18 protein-coding genes are annotated in these 21,704 nt (G+C 47.9%); 7 read left to right on the forward strand and 11 right to left on the reverse strand.

Annotation, left to right across the window (positions count from 1 at the left end):
- Positions 1 to 85 precede the first annotated feature (85 nt).
- From QP938_11795 to glyA, 4 genes are all read right to left on the reverse strand, one after another.
- Positions 86 to 700 carry a riboflavin synthase gene (locus QP938_11795; protein WIO73970.1) on the reverse strand — a complete coding sequence of 205 codons (615 nt, stop codon included), beginning with the start codon at positions 698 to 700 and terminating at the stop codon, positions 86 to 88.
- 154 nt (positions 701 to 854) lie between these two features.
- Positions 855 to 1,970: a bifunctional diaminohydroxyphosphoribosylaminopyrimidine deaminase/5-amino-6-(5-phosphoribosylamino)uracil reductase RibD gene (gene ribD / locus QP938_11800; protein WIO73971.1), complete on the reverse strand. Its 1,116-nt coding sequence runs from the start codon at positions 1,968 to 1,970 to the stop codon at positions 855 to 857.
- On the reverse strand, positions 1,942 to 2,418 hold the full coding sequence (gene nrdR, locus QP938_11805; GenBank protein ID WIO73972.1) for a transcriptional regulator NrdR: 477 nt from the start codon (positions 2,416 to 2,418) through the stop codon (positions 1,942 to 1,944). The genes ribD and nrdR overlap by 29 nt, the downstream gene beginning before the upstream one ends.
- Before the next feature lie 211 nt (positions 2,419 to 2,629).
- Positions 2,630 to 3,895, reverse strand: coding sequence for a serine hydroxymethyltransferase (gene glyA / locus QP938_11810; protein ID WIO73973.1), 1,266 nt, complete (start codon positions 3,893 to 3,895; stop codon positions 2,630 to 2,632).
- A gap of 363 nt (positions 3,896 to 4,258) precedes the next feature.
- Between glyA and QP938_11815 the strand changes: the two genes are divergently transcribed.
- The 5 genes from QP938_11815 to QP938_11835 all read left to right on the forward strand — a co-directional run bounded on the left by QP938_11815 (position 4,259) and on the right by QP938_11835 (position 11,900).
- Positions 4,259 to 4,849 carry a sigma-70 family RNA polymerase sigma factor gene (locus QP938_11815; protein ID WIO73974.1) on the forward strand — a complete coding sequence of 197 codons (591 nt, stop codon included), beginning with the start codon at positions 4,259 to 4,261 and terminating at the stop codon, positions 4,847 to 4,849.
- Positions 4,842 to 5,891 carry a FecR domain-containing protein gene (locus QP938_11820; protein WIO73975.1) on the forward strand — a complete coding sequence of 350 codons (1,050 nt, stop codon included), beginning with the start codon at positions 4,842 to 4,844 and terminating at the stop codon, positions 5,889 to 5,891. The genes QP938_11815 and QP938_11820 overlap by 8 nt, the downstream gene beginning before the upstream one ends.
- 313 nt (positions 5,892 to 6,204) lie before the next feature.
- The gene (locus tag QP938_11825; protein WIO73976.1) at positions 6,205 to 9,090 is read left to right on the forward strand and encodes a TonB-dependent receptor; all 2,886 of its coding nucleotides are present in this window, start codon (positions 6,205 to 6,207) and stop codon (positions 9,088 to 9,090) included.
- A gap of 89 nt (positions 9,091 to 9,179) precedes the next feature.
- Positions 9,180 to 10,475 (forward strand): thioredoxin family protein, encoded by a 1,296-nt coding sequence (locus QP938_11830; protein WIO73977.1) that lies wholly within the window; start codon positions 9,180 to 9,182, stop codon positions 10,473 to 10,475.
- Positions 10,476 to 10,535: 60 nt separating this feature from the next.
- Complete coding sequence (locus tag QP938_11835) at positions 10,536 to 11,900, forward strand: thioredoxin family protein (protein WIO73978.1); 1,365 nt, start codon at positions 10,536 to 10,538, stop codon at positions 11,898 to 11,900.
- 230 nt (positions 11,901 to 12,130) lie between these two features.
- Here QP938_11835 and QP938_11840 read toward each other — a convergent pair whose 3' ends face one another.
- From QP938_11840 to QP938_11850, 3 genes are all read right to left on the reverse strand, one after another.
- A complete protein-coding gene (locus QP938_11840) occupies positions 12,131 to 15,103 on the reverse strand; it encodes a TonB-dependent receptor (protein WIO73979.1) in 2,973 nt (990 codons plus the stop codon).
- Positions 15,104 to 15,306: 203 nt separating this feature from the next.
- Entirely contained in the window at positions 15,307 to 16,374 is a 1,068-nt protein-coding gene (locus QP938_11845) for a FecR domain-containing protein (protein WIO73980.1), read from the reverse strand.
- Positions 16,371 to 16,967, reverse strand: a complete 597-nt coding sequence (locus QP938_11850; GenBank protein WIO73981.1) for an RNA polymerase sigma factor — start codon at positions 16,965 to 16,967, stop codon at positions 16,371 to 16,373. The genes QP938_11845 and QP938_11850 overlap by 4 nt, the downstream gene beginning before the upstream one ends.
- A gap of 79 nt (positions 16,968 to 17,046) precedes the next feature.
- On the opposite strand from QP938_11850, the gene QP938_11855 reads away from it, so the two are divergent.
- Positions 17,047 to 18,264, forward strand: coding sequence for a DUF3179 domain-containing (seleno)protein (locus QP938_11855; protein ID WIO75662.1), 1,218 nt, complete (start codon positions 17,047 to 17,049; stop codon positions 18,262 to 18,264).
- Positions 18,265 to 18,357: 93 nt separating this feature from the next.
- Positions 18,358 to 19,281: a hydrogen peroxide-inducible genes activator gene (locus QP938_11860; protein ID WIO73982.1), complete on the forward strand. Its 924-nt coding sequence runs from the start codon at positions 18,358 to 18,360 to the stop codon at positions 19,279 to 19,281.
- On the opposite strand, the gene QP938_11865 is transcribed toward QP938_11860, so the two are convergent.
- The 4 genes from QP938_11865 to QP938_11880 all read right to left on the reverse strand — a co-directional run bounded on the left by QP938_11865 (position 19,276) and on the right by QP938_11880 (position 21,698).
- Complete coding sequence (locus QP938_11865) at positions 19,276 to 19,692, reverse strand: hypothetical protein (GenBank protein WIO73983.1); 417 nt, start codon at positions 19,690 to 19,692, stop codon at positions 19,276 to 19,278. The two genes, QP938_11860 and QP938_11865, sit on opposite strands and share 6 nt — an antisense overlap.
- A gap of 169 nt (positions 19,693 to 19,861) precedes the next feature.
- Positions 19,862 to 20,371 carry a DUF1294 domain-containing protein gene (locus QP938_11870; GenBank protein WIO73984.1) on the reverse strand — a complete coding sequence of 170 codons (510 nt, stop codon included), beginning with the start codon at positions 20,369 to 20,371 and terminating at the stop codon, positions 19,862 to 19,864.
- On the reverse strand, positions 20,364 to 21,269 hold the full coding sequence (locus QP938_11875) for a dienelactone hydrolase family protein (protein ID WIO73985.1): 906 nt from the start codon (positions 21,267 to 21,269) through the stop codon (positions 20,364 to 20,366). The genes QP938_11870 and QP938_11875 overlap by 8 nt, the downstream gene beginning before the upstream one ends.
- Before the next feature lie 69 nt (positions 21,270 to 21,338).
- The gene (locus QP938_11880; protein WIO73986.1) at positions 21,339 to 21,698 is read right to left on the reverse strand and encodes a nuclear transport factor 2 family protein; all 360 of its coding nucleotides are present in this window, start codon (positions 21,696 to 21,698) and stop codon (positions 21,339 to 21,341) included.
- Between the last annotated feature and the right edge of the window lie 6 nt (positions 21,699 to 21,704).

The following is a 21,704-nucleotide window of genomic DNA, read 5'->3' on the forward strand; positions in this document are numbered from 1 at the left end:
TGCCTTTAAAGCTTGGTGTTTGCTCTTAACCTTTTATATCGCCATCTTCTTGAAAGTAGCGATCACAGTCTGGTGCGCTGGGCACTTAATTAGTTTGCTCTGCAGCCTTATCGCCCAGCAACAGTCGCTCCAGATAGCGGGCGATCAGGTCCACTTCCAGATTTACTTTGCTGCCTGGCTGGTATGTGCCCATCACAGTTTTTCCCAGTGTATGCGGCACGATGTTCAGCTCAAAATCGCAGCCACTTACCTTGTTCACCGTAAGGCTGGTGCCATCCACGGTGATAGACCCCTTGTGAGCGATGTACTTGGCAAACTCTGCCGGTGCACGCAGCACAAAGCGCTCGGAACGCGCATCAGGGTGTCGGCTGATGACTTCGCCAATACCATCGACATGACCGCTGACCATATGGCCACCCAAACGGGTTTGCGGGGTGAGTGCCTTTTCCAGGTTTACCGGAGTGCCTTCCTGCCAGTCACCCACAGTTGTAAGGCTCAGGGTTTCCACTGACACATCGGCTACATAGCCATCGCCCGGCAATTCAATAACCGTCAGGCAGACACCGTTGGTGGCGATGCTGTCCCCCAGGGAGACATCCGCCAAATCCAGGTCGTTGGTTTTAACCCGCAGACGCACGTCGCCGCCGCGTTTTTCGACGGTAGTGATCTCACCAACTGCTTCGATAATTCCGGTAAACATATTATTTCCTGGTCGCACGTCTGACGTCGGACGTCGCACGCTTAAAACATTTCACCCAAAGTCATAGCGAGGAGTAAAGCAACGCGACAAACCAGTGACTAATTTCATTAAAGACACTGGTTTGCTTCGCTTCGCTCGCAATGACGAGACGTAATTACTTTTGCGGAACCGCGGTGATGCGTAAATCATCACCCACAGTTCGAATATCCATAATCTTTAACCGCCGCTGCTCGGCCATCGTGTTAAACGGCAAAGTCAGTAGCGGTCTGGCTGCACTGCCGAGTAAAGTCGGCGCCATATAAATGACCAGCTGATCCACCAGGCCAGCTTCAACAAAAGCACCAGCCAACTCGGCTCCGGCCTCGATCAACACTTCATTACACTGGCGTTCCGCCAAGTGCGTTAACAGTTTGAGTAAATCGACCTGGCCTTTTTCCCCGGGCAATTGGATGGTATCCACACCGGCAACATCCACGCCCGCCGTCACCAGCAACAACTCGCCGGGCTGATTGCGAATTTTCGCGCCTTCAGGCAGCTGGCCGCGACTATCCACCACTACTTTTAGTGGCTGCCGCAAGGTCGAAATACCATTGCGATCTGCCGCCAATTCATGACTGCGAACTGTCATGGCCGGATCATCGCTCAGTACAGTACCGATACCGGTAACAATTGCACAACTGCCCGCTCGCAGGCGTTGGACGTCCTTTCGCGCCTCTGCACCAGTAATCCACTGGCTCTCACCGCTGGCCATTGCTGTTCGGCCATCGAGGCTCATCGCCAACTTCACGGTTACCCTTGGCAACCTGCTTCTCATGCGCTTGCAAAAGCCGGGGTTGAGCAGCTCGGCCTCGGACTCCAACAGCGGACCTTCAACCTCAATACCAGCATCACGCAGCCGCTTCAGGCCGCGACCGGAGACCTTTGGATTAGGGTCGGCCATGCCGTAAATCACCTTGCCAACTTGCGCAGACACCAAGGCTTCTGCACAAGGACCGGTCAACCCGTGATGGCTACAGGGCTCCAGGGTCACATATACAGTGGCACCCTTGACATCATTGCCCTTGCTCGCGGCATCCGCCAGCGCATTTACTTCGGCGTGACCTTTACCAGCCCACTGGTGCCAGCCTTCGCCGAGAATTTTTCCATTCCTCTCAATCACACAACCCACTCTCGGATTGGGCGATGTGGTGTAATGACCGCGGCGCGCCAACTCAAGCGCACGGGACATTATTGTGCGTTGTTCAGCCAGCATCGTTCTTGGCTGTTCCATTGTTTTCGAGCTTGTCGAGCTCTGCACGGAATTCATTCAGGTCCTGGAAGCTGCGATACACCGAGGCAAACCGCACATAGGCAACCTGATCGAGCTGACGCAACTGGTCCATCACCTTTTCACCCACTACTCGGCTGGGCACTTCTCGTTCGCCCGCTGCTTGCAGGGCAAATTTGATATTGGAGATCGCGGTCTCGATCTGCTCCATACTGACCGGGCGCTTTTCCAGTGCTCTCAACAAGCCGGCGCGCAACTTTGCCTCATCAAAAGGTTCGCGGGTTTCGTCGCGCTTGATAAGGCGTGGCATTAACAGCTCTGCCACTTCATAGGTGGTAAAGCGTTCCTTACAGGACAGGCATTCACGTCTGCGTCTAACCTGGCCGCCTTCAGCCACCAGTCGCGAGTCGATTACCTTGGTATCGTCGGCACCGCAGAAAGGGCAATGCATGAGAGTTCCTTGAAAGAGTTCCTTGAAATGGAGATGCCTTACAAATCAGCAGGTTGGCAATTTTAGCACATCCACTGCCAATGCTAACCCTCAGCAACCAGATACAACTCGGGCTTCTTAGGCAATAAACAATCACCCAAGAAGCCCGATGAACAGCGTTAACAACCGAGCGTTACTTACCGCTCTTATTTGCCGCTCTTACTTACCGTACTTACTTACCATACACGGGGAAGTCAGCGCACAGGTTCAGAACCTTGGCTTTCACTTCCGGAATCACCTGCTCGCTGGTGCCGTTTTCCAGAGACGCCAGAACGTCGCAAATCCAGTTGGTCATCTGCTCGGTTTCAGCTTCTTTAAAGCCGCGAGTAGTGATGGCAGGAGTACCAACACGCAGGCCACTGGTAATGAACGGCGAACGGGTGTCATTCGGAACAGCGTTCTTGTTCACAGTAATAAAGGCCGCACCCAGCGCTTCCTCAGCGTCTTTACCGGTGTACTCTTTGCCCAGCAGGCTTACCAGCAACAGGTGGTTGTCGGTACCGCCGGAAACGATGTCGATGCCGCGCTCCAGGAATACTTTCGCCATTACACGGGCATTGGTAACAACTTGCTGTTGGTATACTTTGAAGTCGTCAGACAGCGCTTCTTTGAAGGCAACGGCTTTAGCAGCGATCACATGACACAGCGGGCCACCCTGACCGCCCGGGAATACTGCGGAGTTGATCTTCTTGGCCACGTCCTCGTTGTTGGAGAGGATGATACCGCCACGCGGGCCGCGCAGTGTTTTGTGGGTAGTAGAAGTTACAACGTCAGCAAACGGCATTGGGTTCGGGTACACACCGGCAGCAATCAAACCGGCTACGTGCGCCATATCCACCATCAGGTAAGCACCAACTTTGTCGGCGATCTCACGGAAACGAGCCCAATCCACTACGCGTGAGTAGGCAGAGAAGCCGGCAACAATCATCTTCGGCTTGTGTTCCAGTGCCAGCGCTTCTACCTGATCGTAATCCAGCTCACCACTGCCGTCGGCTTTCAGGCCGTACTGAATGGCGTTGTACATTTTGCCGGAGAAGTTCGGCTTGGCACCGTGAGTCAGGTGACCACCTTCCGCAAGGCTCATACCCAGAACGGTATCACCCGGAACACACAGGGCCTGGTAAACCGCGGAGTTAGCCTGGGAACCAGAGTGCGGCTGCACGTTGGCGAACTCAGCGCCGTACAGCTGCTTAACGCGCTCAATGGCCAGATCTTCGGTGATGTCCACATACTCACAACCGCCGTAGTAACGCTTGTGCGGGTAACCTTCGGCGTACTTGTTGGTGAGTTTGGTACCCTGCGCTTCCATCACCGCCGGGCTGGTGTAGTTTTCGGAAGCAATCAGCTCGATGTGCTCTTCCTGACGCACTTCTTCTTTCTGAATAGCAGCGAACAGCTCTGGGTCATACTTGGCAAGGGAAAGGTCTTTGTCGAACATCTCAGCTCCACAGCGGTTAAGTCAGTAAGGGGTGTAAAAAAGGAGCGCAGATTGTACACGAGATGATCAAGCACGTCTCTCCCAATACCGCCTTCAAGGCGGCAATTTCCTTTCAATATCGACGAAGATACGCAATTTCCAGAACTTACACCCAATCAATCCCGGCAACCATGCCACCCAACTGAGTTTCGCTGTAATTCCAATCAGCATCACCCTCCAGCTAATTTCAACAGCTGCAAGGCCTTTTACGACTTATTCATGCCAGCAACATGAAAAAAATTCACCTCCACCGGTAGGGTACCAGCCGTTTTGCGAGTGTAGTCATAAAGGAAACTGAAGAGACCATCGCCTATTCTCATGTTGATGGCACGCAAAAAAGACAATGTTGTCGATCTGGATCGGCGACGATTGCAGGCAACCGAGCAACTGCTCAAACAATTGTTTGATGAGCATGCGGTGCCATTGCGCTCTTTTTTGGCCGCTCGCCTGGGTTCAAGAGCTGATCTTGATGATATCGTTCAAGATGTATTCCTGAGGCTGGCCAAAATGAACAACCTGATTGAACGAATGGAAAAAGACCGGGGAAGCTGCCGGGCTTACCTGTTCACCATTGGCAGCAATCTGGTGATGGATCTTAAACGCAAACATCAAGTCCGCAATGACTATGCGCAGGAAAAATACCAACTGGATCAGGAACACTCCGGGGAAGCGTCGCCAGAAACCATACTTGCAGCCCGGCAGGAGCTGGCCATTGTGAAAAAGGCGATTTTTTCCATGCCACCCAGATGGCAAAAGGTATTTTTGCTCAGCCGAGTGGAGTTGATGAGTTACAAGCAAATCGCAGAAAAACTGGGTGTGTCTGTGAAGCAGATAGAAAAGTACATGTCTAAAGCTCTGAGATGCATTCGGGATGCTGTACAGCAGGAAAATCGGCGGGAAGCTGAAAATGACTAAGTTAAAAGACAACTCTACAGACAGGGACCTGGCCAAACTGTTTTCGGATCATATCTCTAAACAGGATGCCGGGCGTATTGGCCAATTAATGGAGTCGGACTCCAGCTATGAGGCGGATTTCTTGCGCACCTCAAGCGCTACTTTGGCAGCAAAAGACCTGATCGACGATGAGGACATACGCAAGCTATTAAACGAAGATAGTTTACCCGCATCCAAAAAACGCAGCTTCTGGATCAGCACCGGAATTGCAGCGGCATTTTTAATTGCCGCCACATTTGCATTACAGAATTTTTTACCATGGGGGACTTCTAACCAGGCCGAATCTCTCCAGCGCTACGCCACACGCATTGGCGAGCAGAAAACTTTCAGCCTGAGTGACGGCAGTACATTAACCCTTAATACAGGCACTGTTCTCAGGGTCCAGATAAATGACAACTTTCGAAAAGTCATACTGGACAAGGGTGAAGCATTTTTTGACATTGAGAAAGATGAACAACGCCCATTCTCAGTTGATTTGGGTGAAAAGACCATCAGCGTACTGGGCACCCAGTTTAATATTCGCAAGCAACCTGAATCTTTTACCATGGCACTGGTAGAAGGTGTTGTAGCTTTACATAACAGCGACGAACCACTTTCCGCAACATCAACAGCTATACCTTTTGGCGGCACTAGCGAGGAGCAAATCAATCTTAACCCTCAAAGCCAGCAGACAATTAAGGCCGGCTGGGTAGTCTCCTATAACCAGAACAACCAGACCCTCCTTGCACAGCAGGATGCGGACATATCAAGGCGCCATGCGTGGACCAATGGCTTTATTCCATTTAGCGGAGAGTCCTTGGTCAACCTGGTAAATGAATTAAATCGTTACTCAGGTAAAAAGATTCTGATTGGCGACAGCTCTATTATGGACCTCCAGGTGTACGCAGGTATTCGAGTAGACCAGATAGATCAAACCCTGAAAGCCCTGGAAATGACACTACCAATAAGGATTGAACAGGATTTTGACCGTGTTTTAATTCTGGGGTCAGACAAAAACAGATAGTTTTAAAAAAAGACCATCTATCAATCTATACTTATTAAAAGACTGGCCATGATCTTCCAGCCTAAGAAGGCAGAACCAGCCATTCCACATCCCATTCGATGCTTCCACGAATCGATATTTTTTATTTTTTGAATACGGATATTCCACCTCCAACTCTTTTCAACCAGAAAAGGGCTGGGTCATTAAGCTCTAAACTGGAATTATTTTTTGAAGAGCCGGTAGGGTAGACAAAAAGTTACACGTGTAGTCCGTGAATCCACAACAGCTTAAAAAAGTTTCGGATTACAAACGTGATAACCAGAGGGTGGTACTAATGATTCAGAAAAAAAGCAGATTCAATCGAAATAAGCTGGCATTAAGCGTAGCAGCGCTCACGCTGTCCGGCGCTGTTTTAGCTGGCGATTTATTTAAAATTAATATAGAAAAACAAAATGCCGGAACAGCATTATTGAAGCTTTCCGAAAAGTCCGGTGTACAGATCCTGATGTCAAAAGAGCTTGGCGACAACATCCAACTGCCTGCCATCAAAGGCGAATATACCGTTGAAAGTGCATTGGCATCTATGCTGAAAGGCACCGGCCTTACTTTCGAGTATGCCTCTGAAAACTCAATTGTTATTCAAAAAGAGGACTCCCAACCTGAAGTATCTGATAAAAAAGAGGTTGAAGAAGTTGTCGTCACAGGGTCACGACTGAAAAACTCCAACCCGACTTCACCGGTTGTCTCAATTAATCGAGACCAAATTGACAACCGTGGATTCAGCACCGCTGAAGACATCATTAGATCTCTGCCACAGAATTACTCCAGCATGAATATGGCGCGAAGTGTAAGCCAACCTGTTGGCGGTGATGGCATCCCTGTCGGCTCGGTTGCCCAAGGGGAATCATCAGCAAACCTCAGGGGGCTTGGAACAGGTGCCACATTAGTCCTGATCAACGGTCGCAGAACTTCCGGGTCAGCCGCATTCAAAGGCGCCCAGGTAAATTTATCCAACATCCCCGCTGCCGCAATCGAGCGAGTGGAAGTCATGCTGGATGGTGCCGCTGCCGTATATGGCTCCGATGCCATAGCCGGTGTAATTAACTTCATATTGCGAAAAGAATACTCTGGCGCAACAACAACAATTCACTATGAAAATGGCGTCAATGGTGGCAACAAATATGCTCTGGACCAACTATTTGGGATCAATTGGGAAACCGGCAATTTAACAGCCTCTATGAGTTTGTCCCAAACAACTCCCATATTAACTTCAAAAACAGGATACACCTCTAATGACTACCGCAACAGAGGTGGTCCGGATCTGAGAAACTCAACGTTCACTCAACCTGGCAATGTCAGTGGATTTGGCGCTCTAGCTCTGGATAATGACGGAACGAATTGGACATTGGCAGACTTGAGTATGGATAACATCGAATCCGCCAAAGGTGACCTGATTCCAAAAACACAGACATCAGATACCGATTCCAAGTCATTATCCTTATCGCTGGAACAAGAGATTTGGGAAAACGCTAAGGGGTTTGGTGAAATTCTTTATACAAAAAATAACACCCAAAGCCTTGGCCAAGGCCCTATAGCCTTTGGGTTTGTGCCAGCTTCCAACCCATTTAATCAAGCGGGATTCCCTCTACTTGTATTTTCATATCACGGCACAGAAGCTGAAGCCGGGTTAATTCCATTTTCGAGAACCGAAGCAAACTCAGATAATCTGACAATCAATGCCGGATTCACCTCAGACATCGGCTTTAAAGATTGGGAAGTGAATGTCAGCGGCTCCTATTCCACCAGTAAAACCGAAGCGACCAGCTTTGCGTACGATTCCACCTTTAGTTCCAATCCTGACTTCACCGAGCATTACAACCCATTTGGAAATGGCAGCGTTCAGGATACAGATGCTTTCCTGGCCGCATATCAAGCAGGCACTCCTCGTATCACTAAATCACGACTAGCGAGCTTGAACGGCTTCGTAGAGGGCAGCATTATGGAGCTGGATTCTGGTGACTGGCGATTAGTAATGGGCGGAGAGTATCGCCTTGAAACCCTGTCTCAAGGCAGCGATGCATTGGCCATTAGAGATCTGGCTGATACTGGCCCTTCGCAAACCGTTGAAGCGCTATTCCTGGAGAGTTCCCTGCCAATTACAAGCTCCTTAAGTGCAACACTTCAGGGTCGATGGGAACAGTACACTTTTGATTCAGACGCAGATCCAATGGACACCTCAGGCGTGAAAATTGACGGAATTTCCTACGAGAAGTTTAGTCCTCGTATTGGTCTCCTCTGGAATGCGACAGATGAACTGAAATTGCGAGCCAGCTGGGGGGAGTCTTTCAAAGCGCCTAATTTGACCCAAGTTGTAAGCAGCACAAGTGAAGGTACATTTCCATCGAACACTTACGATCCTATCGAAGATGAAATCGTTGCAATCTTTTTTGATGGAAGGGGAAACCCCAAACTCCAACCTGAAACCGGAGAAACTATTACTTTTGGTCTGGACTGGACACCAGAGTTTATAGACGGACTGAATATTTCATTAAATTACAACAAAACCAAATTTGACAGCCGCATTGAAGCAAACCCCGGATTTAATTTTGGTGAAGAATTTATATTAGCTAACCCCGATCTTTTCCCAGGATTTGCCAAGAGGAACCCTGACACCAATCAATTGGAGCGCATTGAGTTAAGGCCAATCAATATTGCCCAAAGGGACAATGAAAGTATCGACTTCTCTGTTCAATACGCATGGAGCAATAACTGGGGTGACTTTGATGCCAGCCTGGGCGGAGTCTACACAAGTAAACAGGAAGACCTCATTGCCCCCGGCCAGGAAAAAATTGGACTGGATGGTACAACAGGCGGACCAGATAAAGTGACTGCCAACCTATCCCTTAACTGGACAAAAGATGCGTACGGCGCCAATTTGTATGGCAACTATCACCATCATTACCAGAATACCGAAGCAACCGGCCCATCATTCATTGCCACCATTCCTGAACCACCGAGGATTGGGCACTATATCACCTGGGATTTAACCGGCTTCTATAAAGATGCGAATTCCGGCTGGACATTCAGAGTTGGCGCCAGAAATCTGTTAAATAACAAATTTCCATTTCATATCAGTTTTGCCGGCCCGTATGACACAGTCAGAGTGGATTTACGTGGACGCGTAATATTTGCAGAAGTGAAAAAAAACTTCAACTTTTAAACTTATAACTTTTTTGGGCACCTTCCAATGGAGGTGTCCATTTTCTGTTTTTTGAAATAATCAAAAAACTACCATTAAATGGAGGGAAAATGAAACATTTGATCAGCGTTATTTTCTGCCTACTTGTACCCATTGCTGCAAGTGCTAATGGCATTCAATTTTTTCAGGGCAGCTTTGATGAAGCATTATCTTTGGCGACCAAGGAAAACAAACTGCTTTTTGTAGATGTGATGACTGAATGGTGTGGCCCCTGCAAAAACATGGAGTCAAACGTATTCCCTCAACAAGAGGTAAGAGATTTCTATAATCAACACTTTATTGCCTTCCAGCTGGATGCTGAAGACTCCGACTTAAATGGCCCTGAAATCAGTGAAAAATATCAAGTAAATGGCTATCCAACTTATCTGTTTATCCAGCCGGATGGCACCCTGAAGCACAAGGCATCAGGCGGCATGGAGGCAGAGGCTTTTATTACAGTTGGCAAGCAGGCCTTAGGCCTGGACGTACTTTCAGTATTATATGGCCTGCAGGAAAAATACGATGCCGGGAATCGAGAACCAAAGGCAGTCAGAGCTTATCTGAAAGAGTGGACAAAAGTCGTTCCGGCTTTATCCAATGTCCTCCCTCAGGAAAAGTCTCAGGAGTTGTATAAAAAATGGAGCAATGCCCTGAAAGACTATTTCTCGCACCGCACCCCCTACGAATTGACCAATGCTGAAGACTTCCAAATCATCACGGATATGAGTGTTCAATTTACCCTTGAACTGAGCCGGGGACACCCAATGGTGGAATACCTGATCAATCACTACAATCAGGCAAGTAGCGTAATTCCAGAAAAGTCGCTAGGTGAATTCTTAATGAATATGAACTATTTCGGTATTCGCAATGCCGCTTCGAAAGGCGACAAAGAAACTTATCAACGATACGTGAAAGATATTACCGGAACTTTGGAGCAAGCCTACACCTTCAATGACTGGACCGATGTGAACCCGCCTGCCCTACTGGGTGCTATGGGAGATATGGAGTACGCCTTTTCCCGAAAAGACTACCCTGACTACCTGAAAAAAGGCTGGAAATACATCGAACTCTGTGAAAGTCATACCGGAGCCAGCGAGCTTCTCAGCTTTGCTCGTCGTCTGGAGCGTGCAGAAGGCGGATCGGCGTATCTTCCGGAAACCTTGAAATTTATCCAAAAAGCCTACGACGAGTATCACAACATTTATGTGCCCGCCGATTATGGCCGTGTTCTAGCCAAAATCGGTCAACCAGAGAAAGCACGTGAATATTATGCGGAAGTAATGAAGCTGGCAGACGAAATGGGCGGCGAGCGCGGCCAGGGAATCCGCGAGCGCTTTACCAAAGAAATGAAAGAACTGGGCTTGTAAGGCAACGCCTACTACAACAGCAATTCAAGGCCTATGGGCCTGGTTTATCAGGAGCAACTCATGAAGTATTTGATAGCAATTCTCTGTTTGCCATTAATTCTGGCTGCCTGTGATGGCTCATCCAGAGAAAACGAGACCAGTAAAACAATGGCCCATACTGCGCAAATGAGCGCAGGAGACGCAAGCCATGATCATTCAGTGAAAGAAACCGGCATCCGATTCTTTCACGGCAGCTTTGACGAAGCACTCGAAAAAGCCAAAGTGGAAAACAAGCTGGTATTTATTGACGCCTACACCACCTGGTGTGGTCCCTGCAGGATGATGGCCCTCAATATCTTTCCCTTGAAAGAAGTTGGCGACTTTTACAACGCCAACTTTATCAACCTGAAACTGGACACTGAGAATGAAGACCAGAATGGTCCTGAGCTGTCTGAGCGTTATGGTGTAGAGGTACTTCCTACGTACTTCTATCTTGATCCTAATGGAAAAGTACTCCACAAAGCTACCGGTTTTATTGAGGCTGATCGTTTTATCGCCACTGCCAAAGAAGCGATGGGCGAAGAGAACACTCTGTTTGCAGAACTGGATAAACGCTATCAAGCAGGTGAGCGCTCTCCAGAGTTTATTCGTGAATTCCTCGCCGAAGCGATACATATTGAGCCAGGTGATCGGATGTCCCAAGAGCGTCGCAATCACCAGGCCAGAATGCAAAAAATCTTTAATGACTATATCCGCAAAAAAGATAAGTCATCATTGGTAAACGCCGAAGATTTTGCCCTGATGAAGTCCTTTCTGCACCATGCCGGTCGCAACAACGAATATGTAGATTATGTAGCAAATCACTACAAAGCTTTTACGAAAGTCATCCCTGAATCACAAGTTGCTTTTTTCCTGCTGGAGTCAGTCAAACACTCTGTCGGCGAGATATCCCGTAAAGGAGATGCCAACTACATCAAATACATTCAAGAACTCGATGACTTACTGGCTCCTGCCTATGAATGTCAGCTGAAGGTTATCAAGAACGTTTATATCTATCGCGAATACCTGGAAAAACTGGGCAGAAGATGTTATTTGGAGGCAATTCAGGATTGGGAAGAAATGCTGGCTGATGCAGAAAAGTCCATCGCCGAAAAAGGCAACACCCTAACCGGAGAGGATTATAGTGGTTTTAGCAATGGATTTGGGAGCTGCAATGATACCGAAGTTCTCAAAAAAGTAATGACTTACGCCAAAAAGGGTTATGAGTTGAGTCCCTCTGCTCATACCTCCATGAATTATATCGGAATTTTGACCACTTTAGGTCACAGGGAAAAAGCCATTGAGGTGGCCGAAAAGACACTGGCAAGCATTGATAAAAAATCCAAAGACGCAAACTACATCGACATCCTTAACCAGATGCTAACGGTCCTTAAAGCACAAAAGTAATCCCCGCTTTACTCCGGCAGCTTGATCCTAAAGCTGCCGGTTATTCACGCCATTTACTTATAATGAGCTTCAATTCTGTTAAGGTATCAGTTGATTAAAAATCAAGGTTCTTGCTGAAACAACTCTCAACGACCTTGTTCACATCTTCTCACCCCAAAATCAAACTGGTAAAAAATAGGGGCCCTTCAAGGGCCCCATATTTTTCTTGCAAGAATCAATTACTGAATTATTTAAAATTCAAAGGTTTTACTGATATCAAAATAGACGATTCTTCCTCGGGTATCTACACGTTGTGCATCGAAACCATAGCCTGTGCTTGCGTGAGGAAATCCTGAATTAAAGAGGTTTCTCACACCCAACTGCAGGTTCCAACCGGATTCAATCAAATTATATCGACCATTTACATCAACGGTAGTATAACCTTCAACCTTCTCGTTTGGATTTGGTGCATACCATGGGCCGCCTGTATCAGCGTTAGTGTAGCCACTAGAGTGGTTAACAAACAGACTGGCGCTGTATTCGCTATATGACCAATCCAGTTTGGCACGCAGTTTCCATGGCTCCGGACCTCTCTCGGTTCCGTTCAACACTTCTGGCTCAAGTCCTTCAAAAGCAGTATCTTCCAGTGTACTGGTATAAGTTCCTGCCAGCCCAGTAACAAATGAACCGAAGTCGGTATCAAAGTCATATTTGATATTGAAGTCTACCGATTTTTGCAGCCTTCCAGCCAGGTTGATGGGCATACTATTAACATGGGTCAAGAAACCGTTTGCATCACGCTCTGCCACACCGGGAAACTTATCCGGGTTTCCAAATACTGCTTCGTCACCCAGCGTAAACAAGAATCCACTATCAATTCGATCCACAAATTCTGTGCGGCTATAGGTCATCGAAAAAGACAGCCCCTCAATCGCAGCTGGTGTCCAGTCGAATCCATAGCTGTACGTATCAGCGGTTTCTGCCTGTAGATTAGGGTTACCGCGATACTGGAAGCTGGCCATTACCTCATCTCGCCCTTGCGGATCCAGCGGATCGACAAAAGCCAGATCGAAGGGAAATTCCTCCGTGTAGTACAACATATCACTGGCGGTTGGCGCTCGAAATGAGGTTGATTGACTGACGCGAATATTTAGATCTTCGACTGGGCGCCATGACAGCTTTATCTGCGGGCTGGTCTGCGAAAAAGTTGTCGTGCGAGATTCAGTTCCAAAACCATCAAATGGTGCAGTAACTTCGTACTCCTCCCAACGAGCTGCCAGTGAAACAGTCAGAGATTTAACCATCGGCAACTGATTGTCTGTTCCAACTACTGGAATACTTGCTTCCACAAAATACGCAGTCAGGTCGCGGCTTGGGGTGGAATCAAGCAGGTCATCCGCCTCTGAGCCGAGATCTACATCCGAACTCGACGACGTAAAATTCAATTCTTCGCGACGGAGCTCAGCACCCAATGCCATACGAATTTCACCACCCGGCAAATCTGCAATACCACCGTCCAGGCTCAAGTTAACGCCTGTGATCAAGTTTTCCGGTTGTGTACCGCGCAACTCGCCGTAAAGAGTTCCCAAAAGTGGAGATTGTGCACTACCGTCCCCAAAAGGATTGATCGCTTCGCTGGGGTCGGAAGACGCCAATAATCTATCCAGCTCCGGGTTGCTATACTCAAGCAACGTCAATGTTCTGGAATCACTTTTTTCTTCAGCATAACTACCGGAAAGATCCATGCGCCAATCCCTGAATGGCAAATTAACTTTAACGCCATAGTTAAAGTTAACTCGCTCATGCTCGGAGATTTGCTGTCTGGGATCAATCAGTCCCGCTGCGATCTCATTATCCAAAGAGTAATACACTGCCATGTGACGATCAGTATATGGTGTAAAGGCGTTTGTACCCGGAACAATAAACTGAACCGAATATGTGGCGGCGTTACTGTGAGTTTCAGTTTTATCATAAAGGGCATCTGCATATAGGCTGATGCCGTCCGTAATGTCCTGTTCAGCGCTCAAAAACAGTGAGGTTGTTTCGCTGTCCGATCCCAACTGAAAAGGGATGGTTGATTTGTTGACTACGTTATCAGGAGATACATCACTTTCATCAAAATTGGTACCATCATGGCCCAGCGGTAGAGTGCCGATTTCATCCCATACACTCCAGTACGAATCTGTCCACCATGCATAAAACGTATTACTTATTAGAGGCATAACCGATCCGCCTCGGCGATCATAGCCACCGCGACCGGTAAAATCCTGAGTCACAATGCCAGCTTTTTCTGCTGAGATTGGCTTATCTTCAGTTTTGGTCAATGTGGCATTTACTCGACCGGAATCCCAACTGAAACCCAGATCCTGACTGATTCTGTAACGGTCACCACCATTGACGGAATTTTCATATCTGACCGAGGTGGTTGCACCTACATAGTCTTTTTTCAATATAAAGTTGATTACACCGCCAATTGCATCGGAACCATAAATAGCCGACGCGCCATCCAGCAATACTTCCACTCGCTCAATCGCGCTTGCTGGAATGGTATTCAGGTTGACTACTGCGCCATCAAAAAGAGCTGCACCGGCAATGCGTCGACCATTCACCAGAACCAGTGTGGAATCTTCACCCAGACCGCGCAGATTGGGTGAGGAAATGCCCTGCGGATTAAAATAGCCTACTCGCCCCTCACTCAGGTTGGTTACATTATTGGAACTGGGAAAATTTTGCGGCAGCGAGCGGACAATATCTTCCGCCGAGCTAACACCCAACTTATCCAACTCATCACGAGTTATGATTACAGTGGCAGAAAGTGGATCCACTTTACGCAGGCGAGAACCGGTTACTACAACTTCCTCTACTGTTTCATCACTTCCAGCTTCCGGCTTATCTTCTTCACGAACTAATACAGATGCTTCAGAGGTAAATTCGTACACCAGGCCGGTGTCTTTCAACAGCACATCCAAGGCAGCAGTGAGATTATATTTACCATCAATACCTACTTTTGACACGCGGCTGCCAACACCGTCTGCAAACATAATTTGCACACCGGCAGACTCGCCTAATTCCATTAATGCCGTACCGATTTTTTTGGCATCGATTTTCAGTTGAATCTGTTGATCGTCTTTTGCGTGCAATCCTGCAGAGAATCCAACTGCTATGGCAGCAGCCAGACCTGCCGCCAATCGATTACGCTTGATATGTGATTTTTCGAATATCATCTATCCCACCTCTTTGGTCAAAATCATTAGTTGCCCAGTTTTTTTGTCAGGGCTACTAGACGCACGGATAGATCCTTTAAACACCCTACCTTCTTATTTTCAACTTATGTAATTATCGTTTATTTACCAATTTACCCATACGCTTAAATGCAAAAACCCACCAGTGGTGGGTTATATACATGACCATTTGGATTAAACCGGTATTACTGGCTATCTCTTTTTATCACTACACGATCAAAGTATTGCACCACTTCTACTGGCAGGGTGTATTCCAAATCGTTAAGTGCAAGATCAAGTCTATCCACCCGAACCGTTGCATAGACTTTGAGATCCATAATATCGGTATCTTCAATCAGAATTTTCTTGGCTGAGTAACGGTTTAGCTCCTGTATTAATTGTTTTAATGGCACCGAATCAAACCGCAGTACTCCTGCGCGCCAGCTTAGTCTCTTCTCAATTTTTGCATCTGCGTAAGCAGTCATATTTTTGGAATCATATTTATAATTCACCACTGTACCCGCAGCAATTCGGAGTTGCCGTGCAGCACTGACTGTTGCGGCATGATCAGAAGAAACCTCCAGCAAGGGTGCGTCGGGAATAACGCTTTCATAGTCAGGGTGCAACGCAACCGACCCTTCCACCAACGCCAGGGTGAACTGTTCTGGGGTAACACGAATATTAAATTGAGTTCCAAGCACTGTGACTGCCTGCCGCTCCATTTCGACCGTGAAGGGCCGATCCGAGTCCTTGGCAACGTCAAAATAGGCCTCTCCGCGCTCAAGTATGACCCTCCTGCCTGACTCGGTCATTTCGACCAGCATCAGCGTGCCTGTATTAAGGGTCACCTCGGAGCCATCAGCCAACTTCACATCTTTTTGCTCTCCTATACGAGTAACATAACGGTAGAGATCGGCCTGATCCCTGTCCTGAACCTGAAAGCTTTGGTAACCAACTACTATCGCCACAATAACTGCAGCCGCGGCAGCCAGTTTCGGCCAGCGATATCGTTGAGTTACCTTGGTTTCTTGCTTGCTGTATACCGGAGCCGATTCACCAATCAACGCCAGGATATCCGGATCATTCTCCAGACCCCGCAGATCCGCCAGTGCGCCATTGGCAGCGCGAAAATGCTCTTGATATTCAAAGTCCTTACTTTGCCACTCTGCAATTTGAATTTGCTGGTCAGCAGTCAGTGCAGCCGAGTTCATTCTCACCACATCACGGGCCGCACGGCGCTTGGCGATAAAATGCCTCAATTTACGCATAATCATGGCTTTGCTCCCGAGGGCGATCCCGCCACATCCCGAATGCGCATCAGCGCCTGCTTCATATATTTTTCAACTTGCTTGACCGAAACTCCCATCTCACTGGCAATCTGTGGGTAGCTCAGATACTTGAAGCGACTCAAAACAAAAGCCTGGCGCCAGTTGGGTTTCAACTCCATGATCACATCCTTTACCCTCGCGAGCTCCTGCTTATTCAGGGCAATAATCTCTGGTGTAGCTTCATTTGCTTTGCCATGCTGCTCCAGAGCCAAACGCTCGGCATAGTTGCGCCGCACCGATTTATAACGCTCTAGATCTACAGTCAGGTTGTTGGCAACTGTAAACAGATAAGACCGATTATCCTCTCGACCCGGCGCCAACTTTTCCCTGAGGTTGTCCATATTGGCCACTCGAATAAAGACCTCTTGCAGTACATCTTCCAGCTCGTCATCAGCCCCCATACGCATACGCAGAAACGCACGTACATCAGATGCGTGCTCCCTGAACAACCGTTCAAGCACCTGCTCCCGGGTTTCTTGTCGCCTGCCTTCGAGATCGACGACATTGTTGGGTGGTTTCTTTTTCAATGCGATGGTCATATCTGTTATCTACCTTCTCCAGTCTACGCACGGCCAGGTAGTGCTGCCACCCTACCTTTAGAAGGAAATTTATTTGAAGGTGATCGCCACTCTTGCCCCTGATGAGGCTGGAGTTTTTTACCCTTATTTTTCAACCTGTGCTGATGCACGCTTTGTGATACTGTTGGCACTGCTCTACTGGAGGTATGAATACATGGGCAGGCTCGCTGAACACGCTGCCAAACTCACTTTGATCGTTTTCCTGATGTTGACGACCAGTTACGTCGCCTGTGCCTCAACGCCAAAACAACGCGCAGAGGAGCGCAACCGGGAACTGCAGCGCCAATACGAAGCCCAGCGCTACAAACAGTACAAATATCAGAGAACCCACCCCATGGAACGCCGTGGCACGGTTCCACCGGGATTGTCACAAATCCTGACACGCACCTTCGATTACCACAGCAATGTTCCAAGCATGATTGACGTAAAGCTGCTTACCGATGGCTGTGACCAGCGCGATTGCGTTACTGCTATTGACCTGCCTCACTTCGACAGTGTCGTTAACACCAGTTACCTCCAAGAGGGTGACCTGCTGATTGTGGTGGAATATCAGGGCGAAATTCGCGCCTACCCTCATACCGTCCTCAATATTCATGAGGTGGTCAATGACCGGTTTGGAGATACGCCTGTGTTGGTGAGTTATTGTCCACTTACCGGTGCTGGAACCGCTTTTTATGCTCAAGTAAATGGCCTACCAGCTGAGTTTGGTGTCTCTGGAATGCTCTATAACAGCTCTCGGGTTTTATATGATCGCAGCAATAACAACCTGTGGGATCAAATCAGCGGCGAAGCGCTGGTGGGTAAATTCGCCGGCCAGGTACTGACGCCCCTTCCGGTTCGCACATTGACCTGGAGTCAACTGAAACAGTACTACCCAAAGGCCAGGGTTCTTCAAGTTGAAGTAAATCAAATGGCCAAACTGAGAGATGTCACCAATCAGTTTGCCAATTACCGGCAGAGTGAACGGATCTATTTCCCGGTAGCCAACAAAGATAGAACCCAGCACCCGAAAATGATGGTGTACGGTATTTATCACAATGGACAATCCCTGGCGATCAGTGAATCCTATTTGCAACAGAAACCTGTAGTAGAGAGGGACTTCAACGGCGACATGGTACGTATTCAGCGCAATCGCGACGGCTCTATTCAAGCGATACTCAAACAAACCAAACAGCCACTGGCTGTCACCCAGCTCTACTGGTTTGCCTGGTATAACACTCACACAGAAACTGATTTGCTAATTCCACGAAGCCCTTAAATGACTTTTTAGCGTGTGCAGCTTGGCGATTCCTGAGATCACCACTACCATCTAATAATCAGAATATAAATCAGAAGCCAATCGAGTTTTCCGATGACGCACGCTCCGACACTGAAACAACTACGTTACCTACGTGCACTGGCCGAAGAACGTCACTTCGGACATGCAGCCGCCCGCTGCCATATTTCCCAGTCAACGCTCAGCACCGGTATTCAGGAACTTGAGCGTATGCTCGACGCGACCCTGATTGAGCGCAACAACAAGCAGGTAATGCTGACGCCACTTGGCGAAGAGGTTTTACAGCGCGGCTGCCAGATTCTTGGACTGGTAGATGACTTGATGGCCGCTTGTGATCGCTCAAGCAAACCCTTTCAGCAGCAACTGCGACTTGGTGTTATTCCCACTATTGCGCCTTTTCTGTTGCCCAAATTACTGCAGTCATTGCGCAGGGAGCATCCGGACTTTCGTCTCTATATTCGCGAAAACTTGAGCGAGCCATTAATTGCTGAACTGGCTCGCGGCGAACTGGACTTGTTGCTGCTGGCTCTTCCCTATCCGGCGGAAGGTGTTACCACCGAATTTTTGTTTCACGATCCGTTCACTCTGGCTTTGCCCAAGGGGCACAACTTCTGCGATCAGCAAGCCGTCTCTACTTCACAACTGAAAGGCCAGGATCTGCTGCTCCTGGAAGATGGCCACTGTTTGCGCGAGCATGTTTTAGAGGCGTGCCAATTGCGGGAAAGTGATTTTAACCTGCCCTACAAAGCCACCAGCCTGAATACCATCGTACAAATGGTAGCTAACGGCATCGGTATGACACTGCTGCCACAGATGGCTCAAGCCAGCGGAATTTTAACCGGGACCGATATCGCCACACGCCCCTTTGAGGAAGCCTGTGTATGGCGTTCGATTGGCTTAATGTGGCGACAGAGCAGCCCTCGCGCCGAGGAATTTAAAATATTAGGTGAATTTATACGTACCATTACTAACAGCGAACCGGCAACTGAAAATCTATAATCGCACAATCAACCGTCGGGCGAATAATAGCGGAACCAGCAGTCCGACCAGCACCACCGAATTGTATGGCAGAGCGACCTCTACACCATTCATGGTTGCATAACTGGAATCACCTACAAACCACAATAACTCAGCCAGCACCAGCCCCCACCATTTATTTCCATTCGGTTCGGCAAAAAAGCTGTTAACCAGAGTTAAAAACAGCACTCCCCAACTGGCCACCGTAGGACCAAATAACGCCACAACAAATGCTGCCTGCTTCGCCACTTCCGGCTCAAGCACCATGCCAGGAAAAAAACTGGCCACAAAGGAATCGGATACAGCGGGGATTTGATTTAAAAATGGCAGGGCTATACCTGCAACAATGTGAAAGATTGCGATGATTTGGAGCGGAATTTTACACCAGGGCATATTTCACCATATACATTAAATAATAAGACACTTTACTAACCTCCAGTTTTACCATTCCCTCAAGGCAACCACCAGTCCTGTGCAAATCCTTCAACATTGGATGCAGAGCTTCAAATTTTGAACCAAACCACACTGTTACTGCATTTGCTATAGGTTGCTCTCAGGCATTTCAGCCTCTGAGATGAGTAAAAAAGAACAGAATATCCATACCTGTACGTGAGTTGATGTATTCAAAACCCAGATTTTCAATCTGAAAACAGCTTTTCCTTACAAATAGATGCCCGCGATCGGTGTGAAGCCATACTATCGCACTCAAATTAACCACGACTGTCAGCCAAAATACGATTTGAAAACTCAGCTTCTTGGTCTTATGACGAAATCTCTGCTGAGCAAGGAGTGCGCCTGGCCAACCAAAACCCAACCCCAACAAATGAAGATTGTTTTCAGGTATTCGCCAAAGACCGTCCTGTGCAGCTCTCTTATCTTTTCGATAGGCAAAAAAAGCCACCCCACTGACCAGAACAAATAGAAGAGAAATTAACAAAGGGGTGAAGCCATTAAAATAAGAGAATGCCAATCCGGCTGTGAGCAATAGTAGCAGTGTGGAATGCCATTTCACGAAATTTCGTCCTTTATCATTTGTAATTAAACAGTAACCATCGAATTGAATTTTACTCAACCATTAGATATTTCCTGAAAAAATCCAATGTTCGAGTCCAGGCAAGTTCCGCCTCTTTTTCAGAATAACGCCCGGTAGAATCATTATGAAAACCGTGATTTACATCCTTATACCAGTGATCAATATATTCAACACTATTTTCCTTTAATACCTTCTCGTAGTCCGGCCAGGTAGCATTTACCCTTTGGTCGTTACCGGCAAACTGTAACATCAAAGGACCCTTTACTTTCTTTCTGAGCTCCTCTGCCGCTGGAGTTCCGTAAAAAGGCACACCTGCATCTAGCTGGTCCGGAATAGTAGCTGCCAGCATATTAACGATATAGCCTCCAAAACAGAAACCAACTGCACCGAGCTTGCCATTACCCTGGATGTGGCTCTTGATAAATAGCGCTGCGGCAATAAAGTCCTCTTCCAGTTTGGCGCGATCCATACTGCGCTGCATTGCCCTTCCTTCGTCGTCATTGCCGGGGTAACCACCCAGCGGATACAGGCCATCAGGCGCAAAGGCAATAAAACCCTGCTTGGCCAAACGGCGGGCCACATCCTTGATGTATGGGTTCAAACCGCGATTTTCATGCACCACCAGTACAGTAGCGGCTTTACCCAACAAATTGCGAGGCAGCACCAGATAGCCCTGACACTCGCCATGCCCCTTGGGAGACTTAAATTTCTGATAGCTGGCTTTGATATCGGGATCGTTAAATGACACCTGCTCGGCGAGAGCATAATTGGGCAACAGGGCGGAGGTCAGCGACGTCATGGTAAAACCCAGCGCCGTCAGGCCGGCTAAACGGCCTAAAAATGTTCGCCGGTCCATCAGGCCGTGGGCGTATTGGTCGTACCAGTCAAATGCTTCTTGGGGGATGGGGCGGGCAAGGCCCTGCCGCTGTTCGCTCACGAGTAATCCTCCGTATTATTAGAGTTCCAAGCTCAACAACCATCTTGTCCAACTTACATAATCTGGATTTTAAAACGCATTTTTCCATTGCTCAGTATCTATGAACCAACGTTCCTCATAAATTTTATTATCTTCAAATTTAAAAAGTACAGACAACTGGGAACTTGAAACCTTGTCCGACTTCCACTCCAGAATCGACACAACTTCATTTTCGCCTTCCAGATTACGAAGACCAGTAATCTCGAATCCCGGCGGCAATATTTGACCAAGGGAACTTAGAGCTTCTCTAAATGGCCCCTTACCTTCAAGAATATTATCCTGCCCAGGCATAATGAAGATCATGTTATCGGCATAGTCCTTCACCAGAGCGTCAAAATCACCAATACCCAATAAATTCCAACCATTTTGGATAATATCTGACAATTTCATACCGTT

The sequence above is a fragment of the Porticoccaceae bacterium LTM1 genome (genome assembly GCA_030252795.1).
In the GTDB taxonomy this organism is placed as follows: domain Bacteria; phylum Pseudomonadota; class Gammaproteobacteria; order Pseudomonadales; family Porticoccaceae; genus SCSIO-12696.

Bases quoted from the DNA above. Each gene is read 5' to 3' on its own strand.
- ribD (WIO73971.1), bottom strand. From the start codon at position 1,970: ATGGAACAGCCAAGAACGATGCTGGCTGAACAACGCACAATAATGTCC.
- QP938_11830 (WIO73977.1), top strand. From the start codon at position 9,180: ATGAAACATTTGATCAGCGTTATTTTCTGCCTACTTGTACCCATTGCT.
- QP938_11860 (WIO73982.1), top strand. From the start codon at position 18,358: ATGACGCACGCTCCGACACTGAAACAACTACGTTACCTACGTGCACTG.
- QP938_11850 (WIO73981.1), bottom strand. From the start codon at position 16,967: ATGACCATCGCATTGAAAAAGAAACCACCCAACAATGTCGTCGATCTC.
- QP938_11825 (WIO73976.1), top strand. From the start codon at position 6,205: ATGATTCAGAAAAAAAGCAGATTCAATCGAAATAAGCTGGCATTAAGC.
- glyA (WIO73973.1), bottom strand. From the start codon at position 3,895: ATGTTCGACAAAGACCTTTCCCTTGCCAAGTATGACCCAGAGCTGTTC.
- QP938_11820 (WIO73975.1), top strand. From the start codon at position 4,842: ATGACTAAGTTAAAAGACAACTCTACAGACAGGGACCTGGCCAAACTG.
- QP938_11865 (WIO73983.1), bottom strand. From the start codon at position 19,692: ATGCCCTGGTGTAAAATTCCGCTCCAAATCATCGCAATCTTTCACATT.
- QP938_11880 (WIO73986.1), bottom strand. From the start codon at position 21,698: ATGAAATTGTCAGATATTATCCAAAATGGTTGGAATTTATTGGGTATT.
- QP938_11840 (WIO73979.1), bottom strand. From the start codon at position 15,103: ATGATATTCGAAAAATCACATATCAAGCGTAATCGATTGGCGGCAGGT.
- nrdR (WIO73972.1), bottom strand. From the start codon at position 2,418: ATGCATTGCCCTTTCTGCGGTGCCGACGATACCAAGGTAATCGACTCG.
- QP938_11815 (WIO73974.1), top strand. From the start codon at position 4,259: ATGGCACGCAAAAAAGACAATGTTGTCGATCTGGATCGGCGACGATTG.
- QP938_11795 (WIO73970.1), bottom strand. From the start codon at position 700: ATGTTTACCGGAATTATCGAAGCAGTTGGTGAGATCACTACCGTCGAA.
- QP938_11835 (WIO73978.1), top strand. From the start codon at position 10,536: ATGAAGTATTTGATAGCAATTCTCTGTTTGCCATTAATTCTGGCTGCC.
- QP938_11845 (WIO73980.1), bottom strand. From the start codon at position 16,374: ATGATTATGCGTAAATTGAGGCATTTTATCGCCAAGCGCCGTGCGGCC.